Source organism: [Clostridium] citroniae WAL-17108, from assembly GCF_000233455.1.
GTDB lineage: Bacteria > Bacillota > Clostridia > Lachnospirales > Lachnospiraceae > Enterocloster > Enterocloster citroniae.
This window is the reverse complement of the sequence record NZ_JH376420.1, coordinates 770900-783957: the sequence shown is the minus strand read 5'-3', so window position 1 is coordinate 783957 and position 13058 is coordinate 770900. Positions and strand designations below refer to the sequence as shown.

The 13058-nt window shown below is 47.0% G+C and carries 14 protein-coding genes; 9 read left to right on the top strand and 5 right to left on the bottom strand.

The genetic code is table 11. The annotated features are described in order from the left end of the window. The first annotated feature begins 17 nt into the window (after positions 1-17). The 9 genes from HMPREF9469_RS03450 to HMPREF9469_RS03410 all read left to right on the top strand — a co-directional run bounded on the left by HMPREF9469_RS03450 (position 18) and on the right by HMPREF9469_RS03410 (position 8698). Positions 18-314: a PTS sugar transporter subunit IIB gene (locus tag HMPREF9469_RS03450; RefSeq protein ID WP_007859185.1), complete on the top strand. Its 297-nt coding sequence runs from the start codon at positions 18-20 to the stop codon at positions 312-314. Positions 315-346: 32 nt separating this feature from the next. Continuing rightward, positions 347-1609: a PTS transporter subunit IIC gene (locus HMPREF9469_RS03445; protein WP_007859184.1), complete on the top strand. Its 1263-nt coding sequence runs from the start codon at positions 347-349 to the stop codon at positions 1607-1609. Positions 1610-1636: 27 nt separating this feature from the next. Next, the gene (locus HMPREF9469_RS03440) at positions 1637-2077 is read left to right on the top strand and encodes a PTS sugar transporter subunit IIA (RefSeq protein ID WP_007859183.1); all 441 of its coding nucleotides are present in this window, start codon (positions 1637-1639) and stop codon (positions 2075-2077) included. A gap of 57 nt (positions 2078-2134) precedes the next feature. Next, entirely contained in the window at positions 2135-2872 is a 738-nt protein-coding gene (locus HMPREF9469_RS03435) for a VOC family protein (protein WP_007859181.1), read from the top strand. Then, positions 2872-4323 (top strand): serine hydrolase domain-containing protein, encoded by a 1452-nt coding sequence (locus HMPREF9469_RS03430; protein WP_007859179.1) that lies wholly within the window; start codon positions 2872-2874, stop codon positions 4321-4323. The genes HMPREF9469_RS03435 and HMPREF9469_RS03430 overlap by 1 nt, the downstream gene beginning before the upstream one ends. Continuing rightward, positions 4320-5765: an NAD(P)/FAD-dependent oxidoreductase gene (locus HMPREF9469_RS03425; RefSeq protein ID WP_007859178.1), complete on the top strand. Its 1446-nt coding sequence runs from the start codon at positions 4320-4322 to the stop codon at positions 5763-5765. Before HMPREF9469_RS03430 ends, HMPREF9469_RS03425 begins: the two co-directional genes overlap by 4 nt. Position 5766: 1 nt before the next feature. Further along, positions 5767-6759 carry an NAD(P)/FAD-dependent oxidoreductase gene (locus HMPREF9469_RS03420; protein ID WP_007859176.1) on the top strand — a complete coding sequence of 331 codons (993 nt, stop codon included), beginning with the start codon at positions 5767-5769 and terminating at the stop codon, positions 6757-6759. A gap of 4 nt (positions 6760-6763) precedes the next feature. Continuing rightward, on the top strand, positions 6764-7147 hold the full coding sequence (locus HMPREF9469_RS03415; RefSeq protein ID WP_007859174.1) for a DUF1667 domain-containing protein: 384 nt from the start codon (positions 6764-6766) through the stop codon (positions 7145-7147). A 123-nt stretch (positions 7148-7270) separates the two neighbouring features. Then, positions 7271-8698, top strand: coding sequence for a DUF512 domain-containing protein (locus HMPREF9469_RS03410; RefSeq protein WP_007859166.1), 1428 nt, complete (start codon positions 7271-7273; stop codon positions 8696-8698). 3 nt (positions 8699-8701) lie between these two features. Here the strand turns inward: HMPREF9469_RS03410 and HMPREF9469_RS03405 are convergent, their stop codons facing one another. The 5 genes from HMPREF9469_RS03405 to HMPREF9469_RS03385 all read right to left on the bottom strand — a co-directional run bounded on the left by HMPREF9469_RS03405 (position 8702) and on the right by HMPREF9469_RS03385 (position 12888). Beyond that, positions 8702-8959 carry an HPr family phosphocarrier protein gene (locus HMPREF9469_RS03405; protein ID WP_007859164.1) on the bottom strand — a complete coding sequence of 86 codons (258 nt, stop codon included), beginning with the start codon at positions 8957-8959 and terminating at the stop codon, positions 8702-8704. Between the two features lie 42 nt (positions 8960-9001). Then, the gene (locus HMPREF9469_RS03400; RefSeq protein WP_007859163.1) at positions 9002-9808 is read right to left on the bottom strand and encodes an aspartate dehydrogenase domain-containing protein; all 807 of its coding nucleotides are present in this window, start codon (positions 9806-9808) and stop codon (positions 9002-9004) included. Between the two features lie 18 nt (positions 9809-9826). Then, positions 9827-10210, bottom strand: coding sequence for a RidA family protein (locus HMPREF9469_RS03395; RefSeq protein ID WP_007859162.1), 384 nt, complete (start codon positions 10208-10210; stop codon positions 9827-9829). Between the two features lie 78 nt (positions 10211-10288). Then, positions 10289-10939, bottom strand: coding sequence for a hypothetical protein (locus HMPREF9469_RS03390; RefSeq protein WP_007859161.1), 651 nt, complete (start codon positions 10937-10939; stop codon positions 10289-10291). Between the two features lie 23 nt (positions 10940-10962). Further along, on the bottom strand, positions 10963-12888 hold the full coding sequence (locus tag HMPREF9469_RS03385; protein WP_007859160.1) for a BglG family transcription antiterminator: 1926 nt from the start codon (positions 12886-12888) through the stop codon (positions 10963-10965). Positions 12889-13058: the final 170 nt, after the last annotated feature.

Sequence of the window (13058 nt, the reverse complement as noted above, 5' to 3'; positions counted from 1 at the left end):
ATTATAGGAGGGTTACCATGAAGAAAGTTAAAATTTTAGTCGCGTGCGGAACAGGGATCAATACGTCCACGATTGTCTGTGAAGAAGTTAAGGATATATGTGCAAAAGCAGGGATACCTGTGGATATCATTCATTGCAGTACAAATGAAATACCGCTAAATGCTGATATGGTGGATCTTGTCTGCCCCGCCAACGCATACAGGCAGGAGATCAATAAACCTGTCCTAAGTCTGGTGGAATTTGTTACAGGTATTGGAAAAGAGAAAAAGGCAGCGATATTGGTTGAAAAGCTGAGGGAACTGGCAGGGGAATAAGGTAAAGTTTTTAATTATATTGGAGGATGGGGATGACAGTTTTATATAATGCGGTTCGTTACATATTGAACATTAACGCAGTGGTTTTATTACCGTTCATGATTTTTGGCCTGGGCCTTATTTTCCGCATGAAGGCCGGGCAGGCATTAAAAGCCGGATTGATGGTGGGAATCGGATTTCAGGGACTTAAACTTGTGGTGAGTTTCATGACAACAACACTTGCACCTGTGGTTGCCTATTATCAGGGGGCAGGGGAAGGGTTTACAATTGTGGATGTCGGATGGCAGACCCTCGCGGCAGCTGCATGGGCCACCCCCTTTGCCGCACTGGTAGTGCCTCTTGGATTTATACTGAATATCATACTGCTCAAGGTGAAATTCACAAAGACATTGAATGTAGACATCTGGGATTACTGGCATATACTGACTATCTCGGCAATTGCGTACGTGATATTCGACAGTTATATATTGGGCATTGTTATTGCCCTGCTTCTCAGTGTCATTACAGAGAAAATGGGAGACATCGTTGCCAAGCCATGGCAGGAATATTTTGGCTTTGAGGGTACTACGGGTGCTATTGTCTTTCATTCCACCACCATGCTTCCAATCTATTGGGGAGTTAACTGGATCATTGATAAGATACCTGGAATACGGAAAATCGATATCAACATTGAAAAGATTGCACAAAAGTATGGGATTCTTGGAGATCCGGCTGTGATCGGATTGCTGGTAGGCGCTCTTATGGGCATTATGACAAAGCAGGATATTCCAACCATTCTGTCAATTGCAGTGGGGATTTCAGCGGTTATGATACTCACAGGCCGCATGGTATCTGTTATGATGACCGGATTGACCCAGTTCAGCAACGGTGCAAGGGAGTGGGCCAATAAGTTTCTAGGGGAAGGGGAGGAGATCTATCTTGGTATGGATTATGCATTGGGCCAGGGGGATAATGCCGCCATTTCAGCCGGAATCCTGATGATCCCCATAACGGTTTTCCTGGGACTGATTCTTCCTGGGAATAAATTCTTCCCCATTACATTGTTGGCCAACCTGATTGTTTATACCTGTGTGGGGGCAATGGCTACCAAGGGCAATATTTTCAGACTTGTCATAGGATCCACAGTGCTTGTCATTTTCCTGCTGTACGCACAGACATTTATGGCTCCTCTGGTGACCGACATGATGGTGTGGGCTGGAATTGATATTGGCGGCAGTATGGTGACAGCCGGCGGTTCTGCAAATTTCTTTGCGGTCTTACTGGGAATTGTGGGTAAGCTGATGGGAAAATGGTAAAAAGTAATTGGGAGTTGAAAGAAACAGATGGAAAATATATTTGTAATGGATGGAAGCGCAGATTCCTGGGAGGATGCGATCCAAATATGTACGGAGCGCCTGATTGAGGAGGGGGTTGTCAAACCATCCTTTAAGGAGGCATGTCTGAAGCGGGAGCAGGCCTTTCCCACGGGGCTGCCCACAGCTCCGGGAGTTGCAATTCCGCATGCAGGAAATGAGCATGTTTATGAAAATGGGATATGCCTTTTGCGTTTGAAACATCCTGTATTATTTCAGAGATTGGATGTGCCGGAGGAAACAGTACCGGTTAACTTTGTATATAATTTGGCCACATCAGAGTCTGAAGGCCACATAGATATCCTAAAAAAGCTAATGGAATCCATACATAGCGGACAAATTTTAAAGGATTATATGGATGTGCCGTTGGAACAGCTTTATGATATGGTTTACAAACAACTGAATAAATAAAGAAAAAAGGGGAGAGCGGTTGGTTTCTCCTCTTTTTTGTCCAGGGAAAGGAGACTTATGGATTTTAAATACCGCTACTTTGGCCATGTATGTTTTTATTGTAACCACTATGAGGATACGCTGGATTTTTATGAAAACGGCCTGGGCTTTTCAAGGGCCTGTGATTTAAAAGACAAGGAAGGTATTCTAAGACTTACCTATGTAAAGATTGGGGAAGGGCAGTATATTGAACTGTTCCCAAAGGGATATGCATCTGATAATAATAAGACTGACCGTGCCTTTTGTGGAATGACCATGCTTGTGGGGGAAATTGGGAATATGACTGAACGTCTTAAGCAAAGAGGATATTGGTATGAAGAGGCGGGCCTGATGCTGGGGGATATCCATACAAAGGATCCGGAAGGAAACGATATATGGATACGAAGCAACGGCATAACAACGGAGCATGCAGAACTTTCAAAAGGCATACTCCAATGTGCGGATATAAAATCACTCTCGTATTTTTACAGAGAAGTGCTGGAAGTTGGTGCATATGTGGAATTTACAGGAGATAGGAAATGTGACGTCAACCGCCGTGACAGTTATCGGCACATGTGTTTTGTGGTGGAGGATATACTGCAGGCAGCCCATGAATTAGAAGCAAGAGGGATTTCTATAAAGACAGGTACTGCAAAATGTATCAATCCGTATGTTTACAGACCGGATCCGGATAAAGCAGGCACATTTATGATATATGACCCGGAAGGAAATGAAATTGAATTCATGCAATATAAAGAGAATCAGGAGGAAATGTAATGGGTGAACTTGAGATGGCATCACCGGAAAGTCTTGGCATTCCAAGCGAAAATTTCCTGGAATTTTATAGGCAGCTGTCAATCAATAAACTGCCGTTGCACCATTTTATATTTTTGCGCCATGGAAAAATAGCATCCATGGGATCATGGCATCCTTACACGGAACAGATGAACCACATCATGTATTCCACCAGCAAGACGGTCACAAGCCTGGCTGTGGGATTGTGTGTGGATGACGGACTTCTGAATCTTGAAACCCATATTGTGGATCTTTTTCCAGAGTATATCACCGGCCCTCTGCATCCATTTAATCAGATGCGTACGGTACGCCATCTTCTTACCATGCAGGGCGGAGAAACCGGTGATGCATCTTCCATTGACAGAAGCTATCCCAACTGGTTGAAAACATATCTGAATACACCTCCCAGGGTAAAGCCAGGTACTTTATATGGATATGATAATGCCGGAACTCATACGCTGTCGGCGATCGTCCAAAAAGTGACCGGGAAGAAGATGATGGATTATCTCAATGAGAAATTGTTTGTTCCCATGGGAATCAAGGGGGCTTATTGGGAGGAACAGATGGGAATCAATACTGGAAGCAGGGGATTTCACTGTAAGATCCAGGATATTGCAAAGATCGCCCTGTTGATTCACCAGAAGGGCAGCTGGGAAGGAAGGCAGCTTATTTCCAGGGAGTGGCTGAAAGAGGCAATCGAGAGCCATGTGGAGGTGACTCATTTTACCAGCTATGTGGATGGGAATCCGGGATATGGATACCAGTTCTGGCGCTACCGGAATGGTGCTTACGGTTCCAAAGGACATGGAGGACAGATGTTTATTATTTGTCCGGAGTACGACAGTATCTGGGCGTTTCAGGCGAATCTTGAAGATGGGTATGGAAATTTGACCGAGGTTGTCCATCTGGCCTGGCCACTGTTGTTTCATGCCGTATCTGACGGTTCTTTGCCGGAAAACGAACCGGCATTAAAGGAGCTGAGAAAAACGGAAAGCAGACTTCATATCCCTATGCCGGATGGACTGGACCATAATGATGAAATGGAAAATGCCATAGCAGGGAAAACGTATGTGGTGGCAAAAAACAATGCCCAGATCCATGACCTAACCATAAATAAGACTGAAAAAGGATTAAGCTTTATCTTTTCATTGGGGATTAAGGAAGATAAGTGGTGCGTAGAGGCATGGCGTGACGGGTGGAAGGAACAGGATATCACGGTTACCCAGGACCGCGGCTGGGCGCGTTATGTATGGAGGAATAGACATGTGATGGAATGCGTGATCTTGCTGAGGGAAAAACTGGGGACGTATCACCTGATCATATACGCAGATGATGATAACAGCCTTTCCATTGACTTATATTCTGTGGGATGGAGAGATTTTAACCGGATCAGTTTATTTGGAATGGCATATTGCTTGGGAGGAAAAATATGAAGGAATATGATGTAGGGATCATAGGAGGAGGAATTGTGGGCTGTGCCATTGCCAGGGAACTGTCAAAATATAAACTTCGGATCGCGGTATTTGAAGAAAAGGCAGACATAGGTGCTGGCGCTACAAGAGGAAATGGCGGATTTATACACTGCGGTTATGATCCTGAGCCAGGCACTCTGAAGGCGAAGCTGAATGTACAGGGGAGTGCCATGTATCCAGCCCTGGCAGAAGAACTGGGTTTTCCTTATCAAAAAACAGGAGCCATGGTAGTGGGATTTGATGAAAGAGACTTATCCTACATCGAGAAATTATATGAAAAGGGGCAAAAAAATGGCGTTCCCAATTTGGAGATCATTTCAGGACAACGGATATTCCAGCTGGAACCCCATGCTGACAGGAATATCAAGTACGCATTGTATGCTCCAGATGCTGCGGTGACAGAGCCATATCTGACTTCAATTGCCTTTATGGAGCATGCTATGAAAAATGGAGCGGAGTTATTCCGAAGCTGCGGGGTAAAAGGGATTACAACCAGTGATATGTATATACTGCACACAGAAAAAGGAGAATACGGCGCCAGGTTTGTTGTAAACGCAGCCGGTATTAAGGGGGATGAGATTTCCGCCATGGCAGGGGCGGAAGCGTTCCGCCTCCTCAGCCGTCATGGGGAGCTGATCATATTTGATAAAAAGTATGGGATCCATATGAATATGTCTCTTTTCCCTATTCCTACGCCAGAATCAAAGGGGATTACAATTGGAACTAAAATTTCCGGGAATCCCAGTCTGGGATCCACCTCAGTACTGATGGAGAAAGAGTTTGGAGAAAACACCAGAAAGGGGATCCATGAACTGCTTAAAGGCGCTGAACGGTCGGTACCTGATATTGGTAGCTGCAAGGTGATCCGGATGTTTTCGGGAGAGAGGGCTGTGATGGAACAAAGTCCGCACGATTTTTACATACGTCCCTCAGAAAAAATCAAACATTTTATTCAGGTTGTGGGAATACAGTCCCCAGGTGTAGCATCGGCGCCGGCAATTGCAGTCTATGTGACGAATCTCCTAAAAGAACAGGGCCTGGAACTGATCCGGAATGAGAATTATTGTCTTCCCACAAAGATGTCACGGAGATTTGCAGATCTGACGCAGGAAGAACAGGAAGAAAAGATACGATCAAATCCGGCTTTTGGACGTATGGTATGCCGGTGCGAGATGGTAACTGAGGGTGAAATACTGGAAGCATTCCGCAGACCGGTAGGAGCGGTAAATATTGGAGGGATAAAGCGCCGGACACGTGCGGGGATGGGACGATGCCAGGGCGGATTTTGTCAGCAGAAGGTGATAGAACTTCTGGCCCGGGAACTGGGGGTGGAACCATGGCAGGTAATGATGGAGGAGGATGGGAGCAACCCTCTGATTTTTGTATTAAAGGGTGGTGATTGAAATGTTTAAAGATTTGAAAAATGGAATTAAGTGTGACATTGCCGTGATCGGCGGAGGACCGGCGGGACTTGCATCAGCGCTTGCCGCCAGAAAAAAGGGGGCCGAGGTGGTGGTGATGGAGCGCAATTTTGAATTGGGAGGTATCCTGAACCAGTGTATCCATAATGGATTCGGATTGGAGTATTATGGGAAGGATATGACCGGTCCGGAGTTTGCCCAATGCCAGAGGGAGGAACTTCAGACATCCGGGATAAGAGTGATAAAAAACACCTTTGTTACACATTTAAACAGGGACAGGACCTTGGCTGCCGTAAATGAGGCAGGTCTATTACACGTGGATGCAAAATCCATAATCCTTGCTATGGGATGCAGGGAGAAGACAAGGGACGCCATCCTGCTTCCAGGGGCCAGGACAGCCGGAATCTACACTGCCGGCCAGGTTCAGTACTATGTAAATATTGCAAATTGTATTCCCGGAAAAAGGTTTGTCATATTAGGGTCGGGTGATATTGGGCTGATCATGGCACGAAGGCTGACACTGGAGGGCATGGACGTCCTGGGCGTATATGAAATCATGCCCGAGCCGGGAGGGTTGCGGCGGAATGTGAAAAATTGTCTGGAGGATTTCGGGATTCCCTTGTATCGTTCCACTACGGTTACAAGAGTGATTGGAAAAAAGAGAGTGGAGGCTGTTATGGTTGGGAAGGTGGATGAACATCTACAGATCATACCGGGAACAGAGACCAGGGTTCCCTGTGACAGTCTGGTACTGGCCGTGGGCCTGATCCCGGAAAATGAATTGACCTTTGGCGCAGGAGCCCAACTGGATGATAAAACCGGAGGACCGGTGGTAAATGAACAATTTGAGACAACAATCCCCGGAATTTTTGCATGTGGGAATGTACTGCATGTTTATGATACGGTGGACCGCGTTGTTATGGATGCCAAACGTGTGGGAGATTTCGCAGCTGACTATGCAGCATCGGGGAGGTGAAGTTATGGATCAATTGTATTGTACGGTATGCCCGAATCAGTGCCTGATGGAAGTCAGCACACAGGAGAAGGAGATAATGGTCAAAGGGAACCGGTGTGCAAGAGGACTGGATTTTGCGAAGCAGGAGACGGTGTGCCCCGTGCGTGTACTTACCTCCACTGTTCTTGGAGCGGAGACGGGAGGATGGGTCCTTGTCCCGGTCAGAAGCCGGAACGCCATTCCTCTGAAACAACACATGGAAATCATGGATGTTCTGAAAAAGGTGAGAATTGATCATAGTGTTGAGATGGGGGATGTGGTGTTGCCAAATGCAAAAGGGAGCGGTGAGGATATAATAGCATGTGCTCCGTCACGGGTGTGCAGTTTTTTATATTCTATATCCAATTAAATCCAAATTCAATTCTCTAACCCGGGAACCCAGCCCATGCCCCTTGACAGCCGGCATCATCTTTGTTATATTCGGATACGAACATAAAGGAATGGCGTCAGCTGGAACAGGGAGTACAATTGGATGAAAAAGAAGAGCGGACATATAATAAAAGAAGTGTATCCTGATTCGATCGCAGAGGAGATGGAGATCGAACCGGGAGATACACTACTTTTGATCAATAATGAGGAAATAGAGGACGTATTTGACTACAGGTACATGATCAAAGATGAGTATGTTGAGGTGGTCATCCGAAAACCGGACGGAGAGGAGTGGCTGCTGGAGATCGACAAGGAGTATGATGATGACCTGGGCGTGGAGTTTGAGAATAGCCTGATGAGTGATTACCGTTCTTGCAGCAATCAATGCATTTTCTGTTTCATTGACCAGATGCCGCCCGGAATGCGGGATACATTGTATTTTAAGGATGATGATTCCCGTCTATCTTTTCTGCAGGGCAACTATATCACCCTGACCAATATGAAGGAGAAGGACATAGAGCGGATTATACGGATGCAGTTGGCACCCATTAATATTTCTGTCCAGACGACAAATCCGGAGCTTAGATGCAAGATGCTCCATAACCGCTTTGCAGGGGAAAAATTGAAATATCTGAAAATGCTGTACGATGGCCATGTGGAGATGAACGGGCAGATTGTGTGCTGCAAAGGTGTAAATGACGGATCGGAGCTGGAGCGCTCCATCCGTGACCTGGCTGAATATCTTCCGTTTTTAAGAAGCGTTTCCGTGGTTCCGGCAGGTATCACAAAATATAGGGAGGGATTATTTCCCATTGGGCTGTACACCAAGGAGGAGGCAGGGGAGATCATTGATCTGATAGAAAGCTTCCAGGAGGGGTATTACCGGCAGTATGGGCTTCACTTTATCCATGCCAGTGACGAGTGGTATATAACAGCAGAAAGGGAGTTTCCGGAGGAAGACCGGTATGACGGCTATATCCAGCTGGAGAATGGCGTTGGCATGATGCGTTTGTTCATCAATGAGTTCCGGGAAGCCCTAAGTGATGTTACAGTTAGTTCGGAATACAGCGCCCTTAAAGGGGCGGTAAGCCGTACCCTGACCATTGCAACCGGAAAGCTGACATACCCCACCATTTGTGAGTTTGCAGCTCAGCTCATGGAGGCATTTCCAATGCTTACCATCCATGTTTTCTCTATCCGCAATGATTTCTTTGGGGAAACCATAACGGTGTCCGGTCTGATCACAGGGCAGGACCTGATCAAGCAGCTGAAAGAGCGCAAGGACAGGGGAGAGTATCTGGGAGATGTGCTGCAGATCCCCTCCAACATGCTTCGGATGGGGGAACAGGTTTTCTTAGACGACCTGACTGTGGAGGATGTGGAGCGGGAACTGGGGATGAACGTTGTGGCAGTGGAATCAGGAGGACGAGAGTTCATTGAAGCTGTTCTGGACCCTGAGTACAGGATGGAGCGAAAAAACGATAATTTTGTTTATATTCAGGCATATGATAGGGAGAAGGAGAGACGTTAAGAATTAAAGAAATCGGCGGAAAAAAGCCTCCAGTTCCATGGCGGCCAGATCCTCATCCTCCCCTTCTATATGGATAGTGACAGTATCACCCTGTTTGATCGACATGGCCATGACCTTGACGGGTCTGGCCATATCTGTTTCTATGGAGCTTTTTATGATGGAGATGAAACTGTCATATTTGTTGGCTTCCTGAGCCAGAAGCGCGGCAGGGATGGCATGGATCCCATGGGCTGCTTTGATCGTATAGGAAAATTGTTTCATTTCGGACTTACCTTTCCATTAAAACAGATCATTTAAAACAGATCACATAAAGCAAATCCAGGAGTCCAGCCGCTTTAAAAGACTTATGACGCTATGGGCAGCCAGCTTACTGGAGTGGACATTGGAAGAGGGGGCGGCGGATATCTGGATCCTTGCATGGCCAAATTCCCCCTTAAGGTCAATGGTATGCCTGTTGGAGTGAAGATCGGGGTTGGCGGCAACGGTTACGGAAAGATTGTCGGCACCCACAGTGGCAAGACCTACCGCTACTGCAACATTTACATTTTGTGGAAATACCTCAATTGCCTCAACTGCATTGCCGGAAAAGACCAGCTGGGTTTCGTGGTCAGGGAGGATGCGGCCCGCTAGACAGGGAGCGTCCGCCAGCGCCTGGGGAGGTTTTTCCGTGTGTATGGATACGGATAATTCCCGGTCCAGGGCAGCTGCTTCCATGAGATCAAATCCACCCACAGCTCCTGAGGGCAGGTATACATGGGTCCCATGTGTTTCGGCCATTTGGCGGATATGATCCATATACGCCCGATGGGAAAACACTCCCACAGAGAGGGGAATCACATCCACCTGGTTTTTGACCGCTGGTTCTAAAAGCTCTTTCAGTGCAGCGGCTCCGGCTGCTTCGATCATGAGATCAGGTTTGTCAAGAAACATCATTTTACTGGTAAGGTAAGCGGCACAGCCGAATGTCTCTGAGCATGCGGCTGTCAGCTTTGGCTGGTCCGTGTAGATTCCGCAGAGCGTGTAGTTTCCGGCCTGTCCGGCTTTAATACCGGCGGCGATCTCATGTCCCAGGCCTCCGCAGCCCACCAGGGCAATCCGTTTGGGTTTCATTTTAGGCCCTCCATTTATTTAGTCAGCCGTCTGCTTCACTGCGATGGCCTCGATCTCCACTTTCACTGCCGGATTGGGGAAGACCACCTGGACAGCGGATCTGGCTGGCTTGTCCTCGCCCCAGACAGAGGAGTAGGCATTGTTGACAGCCGGCATATCTCCTCTGTCAGCCACAAAGATCATGGTTTTAACCACATCTTCAAAGGAATACCCGGCCTGTGTCAACACGTCTTCCATATTCTTTAACACCTGAACAGTCTGTTCACCGGCATCATGGCTTACTATTTTTCCGGTCTCAGGAGAGATTCCCAGCTGACCGGAAAGATACAGGGTTTCTCCTGCTTTTACAGCAGCGCTTAAGGGGGATGAAGAAGTAGTGGATTTGTAATAAGTGTGTTTCATAGTTTTCCTCGCTTTCATTTCTATATGATGCGGTTATCCTCAGCGAATCAGGGGCGTGTGTGCCCTTGTCTACTGAAGTTACACATTTTCAAACAACAGGTCCAGCAGATGGATCCCCTGCTTGCCGCCTGCCCGGATTCCCTTGGTGCATGGGACGCAGTAACATACCACTTTGTCGGTGTGTATGTTGCTGCAGTGTTCCCGCATCAGGGCTTTTTGTTCCTCCTCTGCTTTTGGGATGAACATGCCCTGGGCTTCTTTCACAAAGCGTCTGGGAGCAAAATCAGCATTGGCCCGGACCAGGGGCTGATGCAGGCTGGTTCCGCAGAACCGTGTCCTTTCATAATTTTCTTCCAGTTCAACCACAGAAACATTCATTCTGTGCAGGATCCTGCGCACAGCGTCCTGTTCAGCCCTGCGGTCATAGCAGCGCCAGCAGTCCTGCAGGGTCATGGCCTCGCGGTGAAGATCCGGAAAGGGAAATTCCCGGTCATCCTGTAAAACTTCCCACAGGGATTTTACATGGGCTTTGGAATCCTCTGAGCAGATCGCGGCGCAGGTATTGCACACACATACGGCAGTGTCGTCCTCTGTCATAAGGGAGTGGGACGGGCGGCAGCAGCCCTGTATGGTCATGCCGAACCTCCTGTCCAGATAGGCGCAGATCCGGTTGCTGGTTTCCGGTGAAAATGCAGTGAATTTACAGCTGGGGTAATAGTAAACAGCCATTTAAAGTGCCTCCTTATATGTGTTTAATAGAATCCCGGGTTGAGGAGCAGTTTTTTAAAGGCCCCAAAGGATTCGCAGTCCCTTATGGATGTTATAATGCTGGTATCGGTCAGTATTTGGGCAAGGATGCGGTACAGTGTCTGAAAGTCATTTAATGAATCAGGGGAAATGGCCATCATAAATACAACATAAACCAGGTGCTCATTCCACTGGATCCCGCCCGGCGCAACCAGGACGCCGATGGTATTGATCGTGGCCTCCATGCAGACGGAGTGAGGAATGGCAAAATCAAAATAAGCGGTTGAAGCTGCATTTTCACGTTTTAAGACATTGTCCCTGTACTCCCTGGTAACAAACTGGTTGTCAATGAGAAGATTGCACAGCTTGTCAATGGCTGCATCACGCTCCATCCTTCTGGATCGGTCAATGATAAAGTTGCCGGATGAAAAATAAAAATCAAAATTCCTGTGCAGATATTCCAGGGACTTTTGGATCTGGACCTTATCAATGGCATTGCTGATCCCGGCGTAATCGGCAGAAGTCAAAAACGGGCTTATATAGACGCACTGGCCGCCGGAGGTATTATTCTTGTCAATAACAGAGATGGCCAGATCGCAGGAAGCATCCGGCTTTGGTTCCTCCAGGGTGATGGTCTGCTTGATGGTTATCTGGTCGCTGAAGCGGCGCATGATCTTTCGTGCAATGGTCTGTCCCATGTTCAGATATTCCGGAATCATGAGCACGCAGCTGATGGTGCTGTCCGTCACATTCTGCCTTTCGATCTCCGCACCAATGTGAAGCACAATAAAAGAGATCTCATCCTCTGAAATACTGCTGCTGATAATGTTTTTTGCCCGCAGCTGCTGAACCATGTAGATGGCAATATCATACAGAAAGGGTGAGGAACTGCGAAGGGAAGTCTTAAGCGGATTCACGATCTGAATGTGGTTAAGGCTTCTCACCCGCATACAGTTCACATGCAGGGCAAAGCGCACAAAAAACTCGCTGCTGTCAAGTCGTATACAGAACCGGCGCTCCGTGCCGGACACAATCTCCCTGATGTGATCCAGCAGCTGGCTGCCCACATATCCGGCCAGGGATTCCTCTGTTTTTGCTTCCAGCACCGTTGAATTGGATTTGATCAAAAAGTAAAGCTGGAGCTTGTCCGCAGGGCTGATCTCAATGGAGAACCGTTTCTGTAATTCATCACATAGCATATCTGCCAGATTGTAATCCCCATCTGATGTCTCATCAATCTTTAAATCCTGGCCGCCGTCCATATGGATGGTATTGCCGTTGATCACCCGGACGACCATGATCAGGACATGCAAAAGCATATTGATCTTTGAGAAATCATTGAGGTAATAGCCTGTTTTCTGATACACCTCATCCAGAATGATCTGTATGGTGTCAACCACGTCCTGGGGAAAAAACTGTTTTAATGTGGCGATGTCCAGGAGATTGGCTTCCTGGGACTGGGTAAGCATATGGTTCATAAGCTTGCGCTTATCCTTCTCTGTTCCTGATACGGACACATTGTTGTTTTTAATGACGAATTTTACATTCAGGTAGGCATAGGACTGGTTCATTTTCTGCAAGTCATTTTTTAAGAGAGAGTAGCTTATACACATCTCATCACTTAGTTCAAATGCATCCAGCTCCTTTACGCTTCCAAGCAAAAGCTGCTTACAGATATAGAAGGAACGTTCCCTGTACCCGTCCGGTATGGAGTTGACCTGGTCTAAAAGGCCGGCCGTCCTGGTACGGTCAATGACATAGCCGTTTGGGGTGGAAATGATGACCGGTTCCGGGTACATGCCGTTAATATCATTCATATAGTTGATAACAGTGCGTGTGGATATATTAAGACAGGAAGCCAGCTGTTTACAGGGAACCGGCTTGGAACTTTTGGAAATCATCCTGATCATGGAAATCTGTTTTTCCTGCATAGGTTCAGTCTCCTTTCATCTGTTGTCTGATGTTATGATATCATTGTAGATACAGGGCTTCAACCAAAAATTTTCACTGCGGGATGAAAATATCTGGTTGAATTGTGAGAAGACATTATACTATAATCACAGCAGATTAATCTAAAATTGCAATTGCGGTTTGAACGAAA

What these genes read in the sequence shown, in the direction of transcription:
- HMPREF9469_RS03450 (WP_007859185.1), top strand. Translation starts at nt 18, where the DNA reads ATGAAGAAAGTTAAAATTTTAGTCGCGTGCGGAACAGGGATCAATACG.
- HMPREF9469_RS03445 (WP_007859184.1), top strand. Translation starts at nt 347, where the DNA reads ATGACAGTTTTATATAATGCGGTTCGTTACATATTGAACATTAACGCA.
- HMPREF9469_RS03440 (WP_007859183.1), top strand. Translation starts at nt 1,637, where the DNA reads ATGGAAAATATATTTGTAATGGATGGAAGCGCAGATTCCTGGGAGGAT.
- HMPREF9469_RS03435 (WP_007859181.1), top strand. Translation starts at nt 2,135, where the DNA reads ATGGATTTTAAATACCGCTACTTTGGCCATGTATGTTTTTATTGTAAC.
- HMPREF9469_RS03430 (WP_007859179.1), top strand. Translation starts at nt 2,872, where the DNA reads ATGGGTGAACTTGAGATGGCATCACCGGAAAGTCTTGGCATTCCAAGC.
- HMPREF9469_RS03425 (WP_007859178.1), top strand. Translation starts at nt 4,320, where the DNA reads ATGAAGGAATATGATGTAGGGATCATAGGAGGAGGAATTGTGGGCTGT.
- HMPREF9469_RS03420 (WP_007859176.1), top strand. Translation starts at nt 5,767, where the DNA reads ATGTTTAAAGATTTGAAAAATGGAATTAAGTGTGACATTGCCGTGATC.
- HMPREF9469_RS03415 (WP_007859174.1), top strand. Translation starts at nt 6,764, where the DNA reads ATGGATCAATTGTATTGTACGGTATGCCCGAATCAGTGCCTGATGGAA.
- HMPREF9469_RS03410 (WP_007859166.1), top strand. Translation starts at nt 7,271, where the DNA reads ATGAAAAAGAAGAGCGGACATATAATAAAAGAAGTGTATCCTGATTCG.
- HMPREF9469_RS03405 (WP_007859164.1), bottom strand. Translation starts at nt 8,959, where the DNA reads ATGAAACAATTTTCCTATACGATCAAAGCAGCCCATGGGATCCATGCC.
- HMPREF9469_RS03400 (WP_007859163.1), bottom strand. Translation starts at nt 9,808, where the DNA reads ATGAAACCCAAACGGATTGCCCTGGTGGGCTGCGGAGGCCTGGGACAT.
- HMPREF9469_RS03395 (WP_007859162.1), bottom strand. Translation starts at nt 10,210, where the DNA reads ATGAAACACACTTATTACAAATCCACTACTTCTTCATCCCCCTTAAGC.
- HMPREF9469_RS03390 (WP_007859161.1), bottom strand. Translation starts at nt 10,939, where the DNA reads ATGGCTGTTTACTATTACCCCAGCTGTAAATTCACTGCATTTTCACCG.
- HMPREF9469_RS03385 (WP_007859160.1), bottom strand. Translation starts at nt 12,888, where the DNA reads ATGCAGGAAAAACAGATTTCCATGATCAGGATGATTTCCAAAAGTTCC.